This is a genomic window from Nocardia sp. NPDC049737 (genome assembly GCF_040674755.1).
Lineage (GTDB): Bacteria > Actinomycetota > Actinomycetes > Mycobacteriales > Mycobacteriaceae > Nocardia.
Genome location: NZ_JBFANH010000033.1, coordinates 17,947 through 35,717 on the forward strand (window position 1 = coordinate 17,947; position 17,771 = coordinate 35,717).

The 17,771-nt window shown below is 68.0% G+C and carries 9 protein-coding genes; 7 read left to right on the forward strand and 2 right to left on the reverse strand.

Annotation, left to right across the window (positions count from 1 at the left end):
• Window positions 1-3: 3 nt before the first annotated feature.
• Window positions 4-3,354, reverse strand: coding sequence for an IniB N-terminal domain-containing protein (locus tag AB0J47_RS34335; RefSeq protein WP_364355921.1), 3,351 nt, complete (start codon window positions 3,352-3,354; stop codon window positions 4-6).
• A 289-nt stretch (window positions 3,355-3,643) separates the two neighbouring features.
• Between AB0J47_RS34335 and AB0J47_RS34340 the strand changes: the two genes are divergently transcribed.
• The 6 genes from AB0J47_RS34340 to AB0J47_RS34365 all read left to right on the forward strand — a co-directional run bounded on the left by AB0J47_RS34340 (window position 3,644) and on the right by AB0J47_RS34365 (window position 13,328).
• Window positions 3,644-5,464: an Hsp70 family protein gene (locus AB0J47_RS34340; protein ID WP_364355924.1), complete on the forward strand. Its 1,821-nt coding sequence runs from the start codon at window positions 3,644-3,646 to the stop codon at window positions 5,462-5,464.
• Window positions 5,461-8,205, forward strand: coding sequence for a LuxR C-terminal-related transcriptional regulator (locus AB0J47_RS34345; RefSeq protein ID WP_364355927.1), 2,745 nt, complete (start codon window positions 5,461-5,463; stop codon window positions 8,203-8,205). Before AB0J47_RS34340 ends, AB0J47_RS34345 begins: the two co-directional genes overlap by 4 nt.
• Before the next feature lie 44 nt (window positions 8,206-8,249).
• Window positions 8,250-9,374 (forward strand): hypothetical protein, encoded by a 1,125-nt coding sequence (locus AB0J47_RS34350; RefSeq protein WP_364355930.1) that lies wholly within the window; start codon window positions 8,250-8,252, stop codon window positions 9,372-9,374.
• 89 nt (window positions 9,375-9,463) lie between these two features.
• On the forward strand, window positions 9,464-10,828 hold the full coding sequence (locus tag AB0J47_RS34355; protein ID WP_364355933.1) for a S1 family peptidase: 1,365 nt from the start codon (window positions 9,464-9,466) through the stop codon (window positions 10,826-10,828).
• A gap of 112 nt (window positions 10,829-10,940) precedes the next feature.
• Window positions 10,941-12,254 carry a S1 family peptidase gene (locus AB0J47_RS34360; RefSeq protein ID WP_364355936.1) on the forward strand — a complete coding sequence of 438 codons (1,314 nt, stop codon included), beginning with the start codon at window positions 10,941-10,943 and terminating at the stop codon, window positions 12,252-12,254.
• Between the two features lie 171 nt (window positions 12,255-12,425).
• Window positions 12,426-13,328, forward strand: coding sequence for an NRDE family protein (locus AB0J47_RS34365; RefSeq protein WP_364355939.1), 903 nt, complete (start codon window positions 12,426-12,428; stop codon window positions 13,326-13,328).
• A 52-nt stretch (window positions 13,329-13,380) separates the two neighbouring features.
• Here the strand turns inward: AB0J47_RS34365 and AB0J47_RS34370 are convergent, their stop codons facing one another.
• Window positions 13,381-14,136: a hypothetical protein gene (locus AB0J47_RS34370; protein WP_364355941.1), complete on the reverse strand. Its 756-nt coding sequence runs from the start codon at window positions 14,134-14,136 to the stop codon at window positions 13,381-13,383.
• A 465-nt stretch (window positions 14,137-14,601) separates the two neighbouring features.
• Between AB0J47_RS34370 and AB0J47_RS34375 the strand changes: the two genes are divergently transcribed.
• Window positions 14,602-17,730 carry a (Fe-S)-binding protein gene (locus tag AB0J47_RS34375; protein WP_364355944.1) on the forward strand — a complete coding sequence of 1,043 codons (3,129 nt, stop codon included), beginning with the start codon at window positions 14,602-14,604 and terminating at the stop codon, window positions 17,728-17,730.
• Window positions 17,731-17,771 lie beyond the last annotated feature (41 nt).

Genomic DNA, 17,771 nt, shown 5'->3' on the forward strand with positions numbered 1-17,771 from the left:
CTCTTAGTGCAGGAAGGCGTCGCCGCCGAGATCGCCGCCGGCATGTCCGGCCAGATCGGTACCTGCATGAGTATCGGTGAAGAGGCTGGAATCGCTGTGGCCGGTGACCGAGGTGTCCAGATGCGAACCCGCCGAACTATCCAGTCCGGAACCGAAGGCGTTGGAAACGTCCAGCGACGACCAGGTATTCGCGGTGGACCCGACGGTCGAGGAGGCGCCGGTCAGTGTGGAACCGGCGTGGCCGCCCAGATCCGCGGCGCCGTTCGCGCTGGTCTGTGCCGCGGCGCCGGAGTGCACCGTGGAGTCGACGCTCGACGAGAGTCCGAGGCCCGCATCCGCTGTGCCACCGACACCGGTAGACAGCCCTGTCGCCAAACCGGATCCGGCATGCGCACCACCGTCGATGCCCCCGCCGAGACCGGTTTCCAGACCGCTACCGGCGTGGACGCCACTGCTGATTCCGCTGGAAAGACCGGTCTCCAGCCCCGTGCCCAGATGCGTTCCGGCGTCGACGGCACCCTGTGCTCCGGTCGACGCACTACCGCCGAGCCCGGTAGCCGCACCGACTCCGGTTGACAGCCCTGTCTCCAAACCGGTCGCCGCATGGCCCCCGGCGTCAGCAGCACCGCTCAAGCCTGTGGACAGACCCGCACCGAGCTCCGAACCCGCATGCGCACCAGCACCGACCGCGCCACTCACACCCGACGACAGACCCGCACCGAGCTCCGAACCCGCATGCGCACCAGCACCAACGGCACCACTCACACCCGACGACAGACCCGCGCCGAGATCGCCACCAGCCTGTGCACCAGCGCCGATGCCCGTGGGCAGGCCCGCACCGGCTTGCGTCCCGGCGCCGACCGCACCACCCAGGCCTGTGGACAAACCGCCACCCAGATCAGCCGCGCCACCGATGGCGCTGGAGAACCCGGACGTAGCGTGCGTCCCAGCGTCACCCAGATCCGCTCCAACCTGCGTGCCGCCGTTGAGAGCACCGCCCAGAGTGCTCGACAACCCGCCACCGAGCTCAGCACCCGCACCGAGCGCTGCACCGGTAGCCAAACTCGACTCCAGTCCCGTCGTCACCTGAGCACCGGTACCGATCGCCGACGAAGCCCCACTCGACACCCCACCACCGAGCCCAGCACCGGCATCCAGCGCACCGCCCAGCCCAGCCTCCAGCCCACCACCGAGCCCACTACCCGCATGTGCCCCCGCATCGAAAGCGCCCTCGATCCCGGATGTCGCCTGCGCCCCAGCATCAACAGCACCGCTCAACCCTGTGGACAAACCACCCCCAACTCCCGCAGCCCCACCAATCCCGGTGGACAGCCCCGCTTCCAGACCGCTCGCCGCCTGAGCACCTGCATCAACCGCACCGCCGAGCCCTGTGGACAAACCACCCCCCAGATCCGCACCAGCCTGTGCACCGGCACCTGCTGCCCCCTCCAGACCAGTCGACAAACCACCGCCGAATTCAGAACCCCACTGCGCACCACCACCGAGCGCACCACCAATTCCAGTGGACAACCCGGATTCCAAACCACCGGCCGCCTGCGCCCCAGCATCAACAGCACCACCCAACCCCGTGGACAAACCGCCACCCAGGTCAGCACCAGCCTGTGCACCGCCGCCAACAGCACCGCTCAGCCCCGTGGACAGATCGGCACCAGCCTGTGCACCAGCATCAGCCGCATCCTCCAGCCCCGTCGACAGACCGCCACCCAGGTCAGCCCCGACCTGCGTCCCAGCGCCGACAGCACCACCCAAGCCTGTGGACAAACCGCCACCGAGATCGGCACCAGCACCAGCCGCACCCTCCAGCCCCGTCGACAGATTGCCACCGAGCTCAGAGCCCAGGTGCGCACCACCATCGAGCGCGCCACCGATTCCGGTGGACAACCCGGATTCCAAACCACCGGCCGCCTGCGCACCGGCATCAACAGCACCACCCAGACCGGTGGACAAGCTGCCGCCCAGGCCGGTGGATACGCTGCCACCCAGATCGGAACCCGCTTGCGCGCCGGCGTTCACCGCGCCTGTGAGACCTGTGGACAAATCGGCGTTCGCGTCGGCTGCGGTGCCGATTGCGCTGGAGAATCCGGTCGAGGCCTGGGCGCCGGCGTCCAGTGTGCCGCCGAGGCCGGTGGACAGGCCGGCTTCGAGGCCCGATCCGGCTTGGGCACCGGCATCTACTGCCCCGCCGAGACCGGTCGACAGGCTGCCACCAAGGTCGGCACCCCCGTCGAGTGCTCCACCGAGGCCGGTCTCCAAGCCAGAAATCGCATGTGCGCCTGCGTCGATCGTGCCGCCGAGACCAGCGCCGAGATCCGCGCCGACCGCACCACCGAGACCAGCCCCGAGACCCGTCGCAGCTTCGGCACCCGCATCCACCACACCACCCAGACCAGCACCCAGATCCGCACCCGCCTGACCACCCACACCAAAAGCACCACCAAGACCCGTCGCAGCCTGAGCACCCGCATCCACCACACCACCGAGGCCAGCGCCGAGCTCGCCGCCCGCACCGACAGCGCCGCCGAGCCCGGCCGAAAGACCAGCGCCCAGGTCGGCGCCCGCTTGGGCACCGGCGCCGAGGGCACCGCCGAGGTCAGCACCCAATTGGGTGCCCGCTCCGATGACGCCGCTCAGCCCGGCACCGAGGTCGGCACCCGCGTCGACTGCGCCACCGAGACCCGTCTCCAAGCCAGAAATCACCTGCGCGCCGCCGTTCAGGCCCGCACCAAGAGCTCCCGCCAGACCCGTGCCGACCTGCGCTCCGGCACCGAGCGCACCCTCCAGGCCGGTGGCCAGATCCGCACCAGCCTGCGCACCCGCACCGAGCGCGCCCCCCAGCGCACCACCGAGACTCGTCACGGCCTGCACACCGGCGCCGATGGCGCCGCCGAGACCGGCGGTCAGATCCGCGCCCGCGCCGACAATGCTGCCGAGACCGGCGCCGAGGTCAGCGCCGGCCTGCAGGCCAGCTCCGATCGCGCCGTTGAGCCCGGCACCCAGGCCGAGATCGGCGCCGAGGTCGATATCGGTGCCGAGGTCCACGCCCGCATCGGCGGCCGCGCCGAGTCCGACCGCGGCGGCGGTATTGGCACCGGCGGCGGCCCCGGCCTCGGCGGCTCCAGCACCACCGGCCGCCACAATCGCCGACAGCTGCGAGCCGCCGGCGATCAGGGCCGATTCGGCGACCATGGGGGCGACGGCGGCGATGTCCTCCGGCGTCACGGCGGGCAAACCGGCAGCTGCCAGCGCCTGGCCGGGATTGGCGCAATAACCCACCGCCGCCTCGTGGTCACGGAGCAGGTTGAGAATGAACTCCAGAATCGCGTTGGGTGTCATCGAAATCATCTCCTGGATGAGCGGACCCTCGCGATCCGCAGTCGTTGGAATGCTTTTCACGCTAGGGACGCCCGGCGTTACTCCGAAACGGGGCGCACCCCTACTACGCACCGAACGTTCCGGTTAGGGGCACCCGAACCGTTAGGGGAATTTCCCCGCAACTTCCCCGACTAAGTAACGGCGGACGCCCAGCAACCGACAGAAGTGGTGCGGCTGGCAGGTCAACTCCGCCTTCCTGTCCACACAACAGCGACTACCGGGCCACAGAGTTTTCGAACGGGGTTCTCGAATGACAGAGCGTCTGGCGCTCGGCATCACTGTCGGAGCGTCGAATTCGGTCGCCGTGGCGACCCCGGGGGACGGCGGCGACTATGACAGGGGCCACTCCGGCGACTCTGTCATCACTCATCCGAGTGTGTTGCGCCTCGCCCCGCATGCTGCGCCCGCATTCGGCAGCGGTGCCCGACCCACCGGCAGGCACTCGAGTGACGTAGTACTCGAGGGCTTCCTCGCCCGGGTCGGTGATCCGGTGGATATCCTCGCCGAGGACGGAACCGCCCACTCCGCAGCGGATCTCGTGTCCACCGCGGTCGGCTGTCTGATCGATGAGGTCGGCGCCGGTGCCGCGCATTCCATCGTCGCCTGCCATCCGGCGTGGTGGTCGCGACATACCGTCGATGTGCAGCGGGCCGCGCTGGATCGCGCGGGCCTGCGCGAGGTGACCTTGGTTCCGGAGCCGACCGCGTCGGTGCGCTGGCTGGAGGCCGCGCACGGCCCGCTCGGCGACGACACGGTTGTCGTATACGACCTCGGCGCGTCCGGCCTTACCGTCTCGGTGGTGCGCACCGGCGCGCAGGCCGCCGTGCTCGGCGCGCCATTGCGCACTACCGATGTCGCCGGCGCCGAATTCGATCTGCTGGCCATGCGCTATGTCCTGGCTAACGCCTTGGGTGGAAATGATTTCGATCCGTTCGATCCGGTGGTGGAACGGGAATTGTCGGCATTGCGCGATCGCTGCCGATATGCGAAAGAAGAGCTTTCCACAAATACCGCGACGGTTGTCCCGGTCCGTTTGAACCCGGCCGATCACCACGCCGAAAACATCCGACTGGTCCGCGACGAACTCGAGGACCTACTGCGCGGGCCTTTACTGACCTCGCTCGATCTCATCCGCGATGCGGTACATCGCGCCGGACTCGATATCGGTGATATCGGCAGAGTGCTGCTCACCGGCGGCGGCGGCGCGATCCCACTGGTAGCCGAGTTGATCTCCACCGAATTCGGACTCCCCGTGGTCGCGGCGCCGCAGCCGCGGCTCACCAGCGCGCTCGGCGCCGCGGAACTGGCCGCGGACCTGTTGTCGATCACCGTGGATCGCACACCGGTGGCAGCCATGGGCAGCAACGCACGCACCGAGGAACTGCCCACCGTGCCGCGGCCGGTCGAAAAGTCCGCGACCCGCCCGACCAGCAGTGCGGTAGCCAGCGGTGGCGTTTCGCGCGATGACACCGAGCCCAAAAAGACCCTGCCCGGCACGAGCGAGCGACGCCGCAGGCTCAGCGGCCGCCAACGCGCCGCCATCATCGCGGGCGCGGCCCTGGTGCTCGGCGCACTCGCGACGGGCACCGTCGCCATCGGCACCGGCGCGCAGTCCGGCCCGACCCCACCCGCGAGCTCCGATCCGACAACAACGCCAGGCGCGTCCGTCGTCGCGGCGACCGATGGCGGCACTTCCACCGGCGCGGCGACGACCTCCGCGAAGGATTCGCCCGTCGGCAGTCCGAAATCGAAACCCGCTGCAGGACAACCTGCTTCTGCCGCAACGAGCACCGTCGCCGGCACGAGCAGTCAACCTGCCGCAGCCGAGTCCACCGACGGCCAGTCCACCCAGAGCCAACCAGCTCCCGCCCAACCGGCACCGGCCACCCAGCCCGCGGCGGAAGCTCCGGTAACGCAAACCCAACCCGCGCCACAACCGCAGCCGGCCCCGCCGACGCAGGTGCAGGTTCCGACCGTGCCGTCCCTGCCGACGAACACCTTGGGCGATGCGGTCGGCGACACCGTCGGCGGCGTCGTATCCGCACTGCCCAAGATCCCCGGAGGCAGATGATGGGTGATATCGCCTTCGACACGCTGCCCTGCGCACGCGAGATCTTCCGCGAATTGGACTCCGCAGATCGGGAACCGGTCGTCTATCTGATCAGGGGCCGTTCCGGCTCCGGCAAATCCACCCTCCTCTCGGTGATCCGGGCCCGCCTGCGCGCCCACGGCATCCCATTCCGGGATGATCCAGTGATGCCCGAACACCTTGCAGCGCAAGCCAACTCGGCTAACGGAGCGCATGCGATGGCAGACGTCCCCCGCGCCGACGGGCGGCGCCCCAACCACGATGACGCGCTCACCGGCAACGGCGCGGCCCACGCCACCGGCGACGGATACCGAACCCGAACCACCGAAAAACCCACCATCATCCAGCGCCCCGATAACGGAGCGCATGCGATCCACCGCACCGACGGCGCACACCCACGAAAACCGCGCCCGGCCCTGATCATCGACAACGCCCACACCCTGAGCCAATCGGACCTCGAATCGCTCTGCGCGACAATTGAATCCGGACGCTTCACGGTCATTGTCGCGACCCAGCCGCGCCCGCACGATCCGCAGCTGCGCACACTCGCCGACACCGTCGCGCGCCGCGGTCGGATAGCCGATCTGCGCGCGCTCGGCGTCTCCGATATCGCACCGTTCGCCCGCGAATTGGGCATGGCGGTGCCGCGCCCGGTCGCCCAGCACATCCATCGCCAGACCGCGGGCAGCCGCGGTGGCGTGGTCGCCGCGCTGACCGCCGCCTGCTCGGCCCGCCTCGATGCCGGAATCCGCGCCGTCGACGACTCCGTCGCCGCGTGGGCCCGCGCCCTCCTGGACAATCTCGAACCGGATCTGCTGGAGACCCTGGTCGTCGCCACCACCGGCACCGGCCTGGACTCCACCGAACTCACCGAGGTCCTCGGCGTGGACACCGCCGCGGCCCAAGATCTGATCGACCGGGCCAGGGCTAGCGCGCTGGTCACCGATGCCGATCTGCTGCTCGAACCCGCGGTCGCACCGCTGCGCACTCTGCTCGGCGACCGCCGCTTCGTGGCCGTGCAGCGTCGCTTGCTCAACGCGCGACTGGATGCGGGTCTGCTGCGCGATCACACCGCGCTGCTGCTCGCCGAATCCGGCGTCCGGGACCAGCGCCTTGCCGAATTCCTGTGTGCCGCAGCAGAAAAGGCCGGACGCGAGGCGGTGCGCTACTACGCCGCCGCGGCGGCGGCCGGGGCAGATCCGGACGTCATCGCGCTGCGCTGGGCGGAGGCGGCCGCATGTACCGGTGACGGCGATACGGCCATACGACTTGCCGAGCCGGTGCTGGCCCGTCCCGGTGTCACCGGCGCGGAACTCGCTGCGGCCGTGCGGATTTGCGCGGCAGTGCTGACCCGCCGTGGTCTGGTCGGGCGCGCCGCCCAGCTGTATTCCTGGCTCGGCGCACATCGGGTCGGCGCGGATTGGGCGCTCGGCGCGACCGTGCAGTATCTCGCCGGTGAGGTGGCCGCCGCCGCGCAGCTGTCCGAATCGGCGACGCAGTGGCCGCCTACCGAAGCCAACGCGCACGCCCGGCTGATCGCGACCGCACTCGCACGCACCATCGTCGAACACGAAACCGGCACCGCCGCAGCCGTATCCGCGCTCATCCAGGCCGCGCAGGCCGATGCGGGTACCGATCGGTTCCTGCCGTGCACCGCAGTCTCCATCGCGACGCTGCTGTGCCTGAGCACCGGCGAACCGCGCCGCGCCGGTGAGGCGCTGCGCCGGGCCACCACCAGCGGCCTGCGCTGCCATCAGTTGCAGGTGCTCACCGCTTGGGCCGCGATGCTCGGCGGCGACGAACAGGCCGCGGCGACCACCGTCGCCGCGCTGCAAATGGATTCCCTCGATATCCGCGACCGCCTGCTCGCGCACGGTGTCGCGGTCGGCCTGGCCCGCCGCAGCGGCGACCACGCCGCACTCACCCGCGCCTGGCAGGCGGCCTATCCACTCTTCGATGACGTCGACGCCGACCTGCTCACCCTGCTGCCGATCGGCGAACTGTGGCTGGCGGGCATCCGGCTGCGCGACGAGCGCCGCATCGCACCGCTGGTCGATGCCTGCCTCGCACTGCTGCGGCGACTCGACCAGCCGCCCGCATGGGCGAATGCCTTCCACTGGTACGGCGTACAGGCCGCGATCGCACATGAGAGTCCGGAGGAACTGCTTCCGCACGCCCGGCTGCTCAAGGCCGCCGCCGAGTCCGGTGACCGGCATGCCGCGATCCTCGCCGACGCGGGCCGCACCTGGGTACTGGTGCTGCGTGGTCAGGTCGCCGCGACCCCGGTGCAGGCGGCGGTGGCCGGACTCAGCGAGATCGGCCTGACCTGGGATGCCGCCCGGCTCGCGAGCGAGGCGGCGCTGGCCGCCGCCGATTCCGCGACCGCGACCGCCCTGCTGAAACTGGCCAGAACCGTCCGGGCCGACGCCCGTCCGCAGGAGCCCGTGGTCCGCCCGAGCGCACCCGCCGCGGCCTCGGGCAACGGCCAGGTCGCCGCCCCGGAACCGGTCGCCGACGCGGCAATTCTCAGCGAACGCGAACGCGAGGTCGCCGAACTCGTGCTGCTCGGTCTGACGTATCGGGAAATCGGCGCTCGCCTGTACATTTCTGCCAAGACAGTGGAGCATCATGTCGCCCGTATCCGACGCCGGATCGGTGCTCGTTCCCGTTCGGAGTTATTGTCGATGCTCCGCGCCATGGGACACGGCTCGCTGCTGGTGTGATCGGGGCGCGGCCCGATCCGTGACGCCGAAGCGAGGTATTGAGGATGGCCACTGGGGTGGGCCTGCGCATCGCCGAGGACAACTGCACAGCGGCCATCGTCACCGATAACGACGAACCGACGTTCATCGTCCGCGAGTCGATCCTGCACATGTCCGATGACGGCGACACCGTTCTCGGCGGACCGGCCCCGGCCGGTCATACGCATTCGATCACTGGTTTCGCGTCCTCGGTCGGCGATCCGGCCGGTATCTCGGTCGACGACGGCGAGGCCTACCGGGCCGAGGATCTGGTCGCGACCGCACTGTTCTGCCTGATCAATCTGACCGCCGAACATCTCAACGGTGCCGCCGAGTTCTACGCGACCTACCCCGCGGGCTGGCCGTCGGAGTATGTTCTCTCGCTCCGCGACGCATTGGACTACCTGGGCCTGAAGTCGGTATTGCTGGTCAGCGAGGGCGACCTCCCCGGCAGCGATACCGTCGCACCGGAATTGGCCTACGCCTACGACGCCGCGCGCGCCGCACTGGCCGCGGTATTGGCGACCCCGGCGGGCGCGACCCCGCCGGATCCGAGCAATGCCGAGAACTCGACCGTGGTCACCGACGTCATCCCGGCGGTGCCGACGCCCGAGGTCCAGCCGCAGGCCTATTCGGCGGCGATGCCGGTCGCGGCACCGCTGGCCGCGGCGACCGCGGTCGAGGCGACCACCCCGGCGCCGCCCCCGGCCGCGACCCCGAAGAAAGATCGCGGCACGCCGCTGCTGATCGCGGTCGCGGTCGGCATCGGCCTGATACTCGGCGGCATCGGCGTCGCCGTCCTGTTCGGTGATCCCGGCTCTACCCCGGTGCCGCCGGTGCGCGACGCCAAATCCGATCAGGTCTCGACGAGCCCGACCCCGCAGCCGCCGGTGGACCTACCGACCGTGCCGGAAACCACGCCGGCGCCGACCACCGAACCGCCCGTCGTCATCACCAGCAGCGAACCGGAGACCACCGAGCCGCCGACCACCACACCACCTACCACCACGCCCACGACGACACCGCCGACCACGACCCGGTCGAGCCGGACCACGACCACCCGTCCAGGCTTCCCCATGTTCACGCCGCCGACGTGGACGCAACTGCCGTGGCAGCAGCCTTTTCCGTACGAGATGGCGCCTCCTCGCTGATTTCGTAGCGACCTACCCGGGTTTGTGCCTTAAAGTGATCGGCTGACCGGTGTAGTAGCTGGCACACCCCGTGCCGACGAAGGGACTTCATGCGCAAGTTGGTGGCGCGTAGCGCCGCGGTCAAGGCAGCCTCGATCGGATTGGCCGCGACCGTTTTCATCGCACCCCTGCTCGTCACCACCGCCGCTTCGGCCGAACCGCCAGCACCCGGGCAGCTTTCTGCCGAGAACCTGCCGCCCGAACTCGTCGAGGCCATTTCCCGCGATCTGAAGATGACGCCCGCGGAGTACCTGGAACGCTCCGCCAAGGCCCAGGAGCTCAGCGAATACGCGGAATCGTTCCGTAGCGAGCGCCCCGACACCTACGCGGGCGCCTGGCTCGGCACCGACGGTAAGCCGGTCGTCGCGGTCACCTCGGTCGATGCCGCCAAGATCGCCGCAGCCGACGGCTACCAGACCCATCTGGCGCCGATCTCGGCGAACAGCCTGGAAAACTCGCTGATGCAGCTGAATCAGTGGATCAACACGCTGCCCAAGGAAATCTCCCAGTCGATCAACTCCGTCGCGGTCGACTTCCTCAACAGCCAGCTGGTGCTGTCGGTCGCCAATACCCCGGTCGGCCACGCGCTGAACCTGCCGACCCTGATTGCCAACGTCAAGGTCATTCTCTCGCCCAATAGCGGCGGCCCGATCGAGCGCCGCCCGATGGGCGGCGACACCTACATCACCGCGCCGACCTCACTGAAGGACACCTCGCTGCGCGGCGTCGATGTCTGCTCGTTCGGCTTCAACAGCGTGGACGCGGCGGGTAACGCGCTCAACATCAGCGCGGGCCACTGCGACCCGAACCTGGAGAAGGGCGACCAGCACGCCGCGGTCTACCTGCCCAATATCAGGGACATCCCGAACAGCATCGAGCTCGGCAACTTCGTCAAGGCGAGCCTCGGCGGCCCGACCGCACTCGACTACTCCGTCATCAAGCTCAACGAGCGCTCGGTCAATGCGGGCATGGACCAGCCCTCGGTGCGCGGCTCCAACGGCACCACGTTGACCATCACCGGTACCGCCGAGCCGGTCACCGGCGCGCCGGTCTGCAAGTCCGGCCAGTCCTCCACCTTCACCTGCGGGTTCGTGGTGGCCGATCGGGTCGAAACCCAGCTGTACACCGCCGAAGGTGTGAGCAAGACCGTGCGCGGCTTCGCCAGCTCGGCCTGCACGCTCGGCGGCGACAGCGGCGGCGCGATCGTCTCGGGCACGCTGGCCCTCGGCATCACCAGCGGTTCCAATGCCGCCGACGCGCCGGACTGCAACGAGGCCAATATCGCGCTCGCGCAGTACGGCGGCACCGCGACGCTCGGCATTCCGATTCGCTCGATCCTGGCCGATATCGACGCATCGGCCGGCGGTGGCGTCGGCGCCGGCATCGCGTTGCGGACCCGTCCGAACGCTGGCTGAGAGGGCTTGTCGGACACCGTATTTCCGACGAACCGGCGGCCGGTCGATTAGTGGGCCGAACAACATCGCGACATAAGTAGGCATAACCGGCCGGACACTTTAAGGTATGGGCATGCTCCTGCCACGTATAGGTCAGTTCCGATCAGCTGCGCGACAGACCCGGGTCCGAAAATCAGTTATCGCCGCTTCGGCGGCGATTCTGCTGTTCGGTCCAACAGCGGCAGTGGCGAATGCACAACCGGACCAGCCGGCGCTTCCCGCCGACCTGATCGCCGCGGTCGCGCGCGATCTGAAGATCTCCCCCGAGGAGTACCTGCACCGCGCTGATCTGTCCCAGCAGCTCGCGGCCTTCGCCACCACGGCGCAGCGCCAGTTCCCGCAGGTCTTCGCGGGGTCGTGGCTCGATGACGGTGGCAAGGCCGTGGTGGCGCTGGCGCAGGGCCCCGGTGCCGATGAGGCTCGCCAGGCGGCCACGTCGGCCGGATTCGAGGTCCGCAATGTCGCCAAGAGCGAGGCGGCGCTGCGCGGCGAGAAGAGCGCCTTCGAGCGCTGGCTGGAGGGGCAGCCCGAGGCCGTTTCCGCGCTGGTGCGTGGTGTGGTGGTCGATCCCGTCAACAACAGCATCGCGGTGCGGGTCGAGCAGGCCGGTCTGCCGATGCCGAACTTCGTCGATCCTTCGCGGGTCATCGTGACCGCGCCGCCGGTCGCCGGTGAGCAGTTGCAGACGACCCCGGTCGCGGGCGCGATGCAGACCGGTCCGCTGGCCGGTGGCGACGGCTTCGCCTCGATCGCCGGGAAGACGTCGCTGCGCTGCTCGCTCGGCTTCAACGGCACCGACCGGGCCGGCAACACCGTGAATATCACTGCGGGCCACTGCAATCCGGACATCGCGTCGGCGGGTTCGGGGAATGCGGCCGGCGTCTACGAGCTGGCCGGCGATCGGCCGGGTGCGCAGATCGGCACGTTCCAGAAGTCGGTGCTCGGCGCCCAGGACTACTCGATCATCCGGATCAACGATCAGGCCAAGGACCGGTTCACCAACAACTTCGTGCGCCAGCCCGGCCAGCCGGTCGCGGTCGACGGCGTTGCCGTTCCGGTGGTCGGCGCTCCGGTCTGCAAGTCCGGTGCGCGCACCGGCTTCAGCTGCGGCATCGTGAACGCGGTGGACCAGACCGTGCAGGTCGGCGACCGGGAGCTCACCCAGGCCTTCTCCGCGAACATCTGCGCACTGCCCGGTGACAGTGGCGGTGCGATCGTCACTGGCCGGTTGGCGCTCGGCATCTCCAGCGCGTCGTCGGTGGCCGACTTCCCGATCTGCGAGATCCCGAATCTGATCGGCGCCCTCACCGGCAATGCGCCGCAGCTGTTCGCGCAGCCGGTCAGCGTGGTTCTTTCGGACAATCCGGGGCTGAAGGTCAACAACTAGCCAGACCGCCGGAAAAGGCCGACAGCGGCGACGCTGTCGGCCTTTTTGCTATCCCTGGGCCGATTCACTGAAGTCGCGTTGCCCGAGAGCACCGCTAGCGACTGCTCGCAGGTCGCTCGAAGGTCAGCATTGCCCTGTGGGGCCCGGCGACCTTCCGGCATCCTGGAATGCATGTGTTTGGTGTTGATCGGTTGGCGGGTGCATCCGGAGTATCGGTTGATAGTCGCGGCCAATCGCGACGAGTTCTACTCCCGCCCGACCGAGTCGATGCGCTGGTGGCCCGAGGTGCCCGGGCTGCTGGCCGGACGCGATCTCGGGGCGCTGCGCAAGGTCGCGGGTGATCCGCCGGGCACCTGGCTCGGGTTGACACGGGAAGACAACGGCCGCAATAGATTCGCCACTGTGACCAATGTGCGCGATCCGAAAGACGAACGTGGCGACGCCCGTTCCCGCGGGGCGCTGTTGATGGATTTCCTGCGCGACACCCGGCAAACCCGCGAGCTGTCGGGTCCAGAAAAGCTGTCGGGTCCAGAAAAGTATGTGCTCGACGTCGCCGCGGCACCCGACGACTACAACGGCTACAACGTGCTGGTCTCGGACCTCGAATCGCTGTGGTGGCATTCCAACCGCAGCACGCTGCCGCCGCAGGAACTGACGCCGGGTTTCCACGGCGTATCCAACGGCAGGTTCATCACCTCGGTCGCCCCGGGCCCGGCGGCGGCATTCGAAGCGCCGCAACCCATTTGGCCCAAGGTGCGCGGCGGTCTCACCGACCTGCGCGCGTTGGTCGAATCGGATCCCGGCAATGTGTCGCGCTACTTCGAGGTGCTGGCCGATCGCACCGAGGCGCCCGATGATCTATTGCCGCGCACCGGAGTTCCGCTGCGGCGCGAGCGCACGCTCTCGGCCAGATTCATCGCCAACGCGCTGCACGGGACCAGGGCGAGCACGGTCCTGCTGGTGCGCGAGAACGGTTCGTTCGAGATAGCCGAGCGTTCCTTCGGCCGCTTCGGGCGGCACAGGGGCGAGGAAACTTTCAGCGGCAGTTTGGATCTGCGCGAACACCAGGCCTGAAACACAACCGGCCCGCTCCAGGTGGGAGCGGGCCAGTCGAGTTCGATCGAGATCAGTTCGGCTGCTGAGCCGGCACGGGCTGCTGAGCCGAAGCGGGCTGCTGGGCCGGCACCGACTTCTCGGCGAACTTGGTGGTGCCGGGTGCCGCCTGCAGGGTGTTGACCAGGTCGATGCCTGCGAGGGTCAGGATCGGACCACCGACGGCGAGCGTGCCGAGGATGCCACCGATACCCGCGCCCGCGATCGCGGCCGGAATGCAGCCGACACCGAGCAATGGCAGGCCGAGGATGCAGCCGATGACACCACCCGCGACGACACCGATGGCGGTGCCGACGAAGCCGCCGACCGCCGTGGCGATGCCGAACTGAGTGGAGAACTCGTTCATTGCCCGCTGGTCTTCATCCGGGGAGGCGATCGGCTTGGCGATGGCGTTGATCGTATTCGCCTTTTGCTCGACCTTGACGCCCTGGTCAGGGGTCAGTTCGAGGACCTTACCGTCGTCCTTCACAACCGGCTTGACGTCGACCGGAGTCTGGTCGACATTGACGTCGAGCGGAACCGAGACGACGGTGTTGCCGAGTTCGTCCTTGACCGTGTAGAGGTCCGGTTCCTTCAATTCCTCGTCGGACTTCGTCAGCTCGAAGGTCCCCCCCTTGAGCGTAGCGACGACCGTCTTGTCCACGAGCTTGACGGAGTAGCTGATCGGCTGAGCGGCCGCGGGGGCGGGCTCGGCGTGAGCAACTCCGAATCCGATGGTCATCGCGCCGATGACCATCGTGGCAGCCGCGGTGGTGCTGCGGAGATTCATTCAGTTTCCAATCCATCATCAGGGTTGTCCGCGCGCCGCTTCCGTACACGCGAGAGCGCTCATCAACCCGAGGTGGTCGGACCCCGGATTCTCCCCGAGCAGTGTGAAAGACAGGCACATCAAACAGAACGTGGTGAGCGTAATCGAACCGACATGAAGATGCGAGATCGGTTACTCATACTGTGATCTCGGCGTGACTAAGCCTGTCCTTACCCCATCGCGGGCACCGCGCACTGTTTACGGTGGTTGGCAGCCCGAACCGCACCTGGATTAGGCGATCTTCGTGAAATCCATCACAGGCGAAAAAAGGGTCAAGCCCCAGGAAGAAGGGGCAGTAGCCAACCGGCGATCGTACGATAGACAAGTAAGTTACCGGTGGGTAACTTACTTGCAGTTAGTATACGAGCCAACCGGGTGGCGCGACCGCCGCCCACGCTCGTGTTGCCTCTAAAGAAAGGTCGCGACATGAATGCCCTGACAGTGACGCTGGGCACGATTGGTGTGGCGTTCAGCCTGTTGGGTTGGGCATCATTCGTCGGTGGCGTCGGCAAAATGACCCGCGCGATCATGATCGGCCAACCCGCGCCGGATCGTTGGCGACCATTCTTGCCGCGCTTCAAGACGATGATCGTCGAATTCCTCGCCCACACCCGGATGAACAAATTCCGCACGGTGGGCTGGGCGCACTGGCTGGTGATGATCGGCTTCCTCGGCGGTTTCATCCTGTACTTCGAGGCGTACGGGCAGACCTTCGATCCCGAGTTCCACTGGCCGATCATCGGCGGCTGGGGCATCTACCACCTGTGGGACGAACTGCTCGGCATCGGCACCGTCATCGGCATCCTGGTGCTGATCGTCATTCGCCAGCTCAACCACCCACGGGTGCCCGCGCGACTGTCACGATTCAGCGGTTCCCGGTTCGCGCCGGCCTATGTCATCGAGGCGATCGTATTCATCGAGGGCATCGGCATGGTCATGGTGAAGGCGGGCAAGATCGCCACCTACGGCCACTCCGAGGCGTGGACCGACTTCTTCACCATGCAGGTGGCCAAGCTGCTGCCCTCCAGCGTGGCGATGGTCGCCATCTTCGCGTTCATCAAGATGGTTTCGGGCAGCACCTTCCTGCTGCTGGTCGGTCGCAATATCAACTGGGGTGTGGCCTGGCACCGGTTCGCGGCCTTCTTCAATATCTACTTCAAGCGTGAGGACGACGGCGGCGTCGCACTGGGCGCCGCGAAGCCGATGATGTCCAAGGGCAAGCCGGTCGATATGGAGACCGCCGACCCGGACGTCGACACCTTCGGTGCGGGCCGGGTCGAGGACTTCTCCTGGAAGGGCTGGCTGGACTTCACCACCTGCACCGAATGCGGTCGCTGCCAGTCGCAGTGCCCGGCCTGGAATACCGGCAAGCCGTTGTCGCCCAAGCTGCTGATCATGTCGCTGCGCGACCACGGTGTCGCCAAGGCCCCGTACCTGCTGGCCGGTGGCCGCAAAGATATGGGCGGCGACGAGGTCGGCCTGGTCGATGGCGACGGTAAGCCCAACGAGGCGAAGCTGGCCAAGATCTCCGAGGCGGCCAAGGCCGAGGCGGAGCGTCCGCTGGTCGGCGGCGAGGATGTCAACGGCATCATCGACCCGGAGGTGCTGTGGAGCTGCACCACCTGTGGTGCGTGTGTCGAGCAGTGCCCGGTCGATATCGAACACGTCGATCACATCATCGATATGCGCCGCTACCAGGTGCTGATCGAATCGGAGTTCCCCTCCGAGCTGGCCGGTTTGTTCAAGAACCTGGAGAACAAGGGCAACCCCTGGGGCCAGAACGCCAAGGACCGGCTGAACTGGATCAACGAACTCGACTTCCAGATCCCGGTATTCGGCCAGTCCGCCCCGAACGGGGAAGAGATTGCCTCCTTCGACGGGTACGAGTACCTGTTCTGGGTCGGCTGCGCGGGTGCGTACGAGGATCGCGCCAAGCGCACCACCAAGGCCGTCGCGGAGCTGTTGGCGACCGCGGGCGTGAAGTTCATGGTGCTCGGCGCCGATGAGACCTGCACCGGTGACTCCGCGCGCCGGGCCGGTAACGAATTCCTGTTCCAGCAGCTGGCGCAGCAGAACATCGAGCTGTTGAACTCGGTATTCGACGGTGTCGAGCAGTCGCGCAAGAAGATCGTTGTCACCTGCGCGCACTGCTTCAACGCGCTGAACAATGAATACCCGCAGGTCGGCGGCATCTACGAGGTGGTGCACCACACCCAGCTGTTGAACCGGCTGGTGCGTACCAAGCAGCTGATCCCGGTCGCCTCGGTATCGCAGAATGTCACCTACCACGACCCGTGCTACCTGGGTCGACACAACAAGGTCTACAACGCACCGCGTGAGTTGATGGAGGCCTCCGGGTCCACCCTCGTCGAAATGCCGCGTCACGGCGAACGTTCCATGTGCTGTGGTGCCGGTGGCGCGCGGATGTGGATGGAAGAGCAACTCGGTAAGCGCATCAATATCGATCGCGTCGACGAGGCGCTGTCCACCCTGAACGGCGGCAACGAACCGTCCAAGATCGCGACCGGCTGCCCGTTCTGCCGCGTCATGCTCACCGACGGTGTCACCGCGCGCAAGGACAGCGGCGAGGTCGGCCAGGGCGTCGAGGTCGTCGATGTCGCGCAGTTGATGCTCGATGCCATCGACCGGGTCGACTCGTCGAAGCTCACCGAGAACCTGACCGTGGTGCAGGAACCGAAGCAGGCCACCGAGCCGGAACCGGTTGCCGCCGAACCCGAACCGACACCCGCGGCCGAAGCGCCCGCCGAACCGAAGGCGGCTCCGGCCGGTGGCGGTCTGGCGATGAAGGGCGGCAAGGCGCCCGGTGGTCTGGGTATGAAGGGTGCGGCCAAGGCGCCCGGTGGTGGTCTCGGTATGAAGGGGGCCGCGAAGGCACCCGGGGCCAAGGCAACTCCGGCTCCTGCCGAGGACACCACGGCCGCTGCTCCAGCCGCGCCGGTCAAGGGTCTCGCGATGAAGGGCCCCGCGAAGGCACCGGGTAAGGGCCTCGGCGTGAAGGGTGGCGCGAAAGCTCCCGGAGCCAAGGCGACTCCCGACGCTGCTGCATCCGCCGCCGAGGCATCGGCCCCTGAGGCTGCCGCTGAGGCACCGGCTGCGCCGCCGGTCAAGGGGCTGGCCATGAAGGGCCCGGCGAAGGCGCCTGGCAAGGGGCTCGCGATGAAGGGTGCGGCAAAGGCGCCCGGAGCCAAGGCACCGGAGGCGTCGGCCACAGCCGAAGCCACCCCGGCGACGGAAACCCCTGCCACCGAACCGGTCTCGACGCCCACCGAGACCAAGCCGTCCGTCCCCGCCAAAGGCCTGGCCATGAAGTCCGGCTTCAAGCGCCCCGGCCCCAAGGCCCCCGGCACGGCCACTCCGGCCCCATCGGCCCCCGCGGAACCGGCCTCCCCCACCCAGGAAGCCGCAACTGAACCCGCCGACGAACCGGACCAGCCCGCCAACGGCAACGGCACCCCCGCCGTGGCACCCCCGCCCGCCAAGCCCGGCGGCCTCGGCTTCAAATCCGGAGCCAAGGCCCCCGGCCGCAAGAACTGACAGGATAAAGCTCGGCCCGGGTGTGCAGATCGCACCCGGGC

Coding starts and splice junctions, on each gene's coding strand:
- AB0J47_RS34360 (WP_364355936.1), top strand. CDS start 10,941: ATGCTCCTGCCACGTATAGGTCAGTTCCGATCAGCTGCGCGACAGACC.
- AB0J47_RS34340 (WP_364355924.1), top strand. CDS start 3,644: ATGACAGAGCGTCTGGCGCTCGGCATCACTGTCGGAGCGTCGAATTCG.
- AB0J47_RS34375 (WP_364355944.1), top strand. CDS start 14,602: ATGAATGCCCTGACAGTGACGCTGGGCACGATTGGTGTGGCGTTCAGC.
- AB0J47_RS34350 (WP_364355930.1), top strand. CDS start 8,250: ATGGCCACTGGGGTGGGCCTGCGCATCGCCGAGGACAACTGCACAGCG.
- AB0J47_RS34365 (WP_364355939.1), top strand. CDS start 12,426: ATGTGTTTGGTGTTGATCGGTTGGCGGGTGCATCCGGAGTATCGGTTG.
- AB0J47_RS34370 (WP_364355941.1), bottom strand. CDS start 14,136: ATGAATCTCCGCAGCACCACCGCGGCTGCCACGATGGTCATCGGCGCG.
- AB0J47_RS34355 (WP_364355933.1), top strand. CDS start 9,464: ATGCGCAAGTTGGTGGCGCGTAGCGCCGCGGTCAAGGCAGCCTCGATC.
- AB0J47_RS34335 (WP_364355921.1), bottom strand. CDS start 3,354: ATGACACCCAACGCGATTCTGGAGTTCATTCTCAACCTGCTCCGTGAC.
- AB0J47_RS34345 (WP_364355927.1), top strand. CDS start 5,461: ATGATGGGTGATATCGCCTTCGACACGCTGCCCTGCGCACGCGAGATC.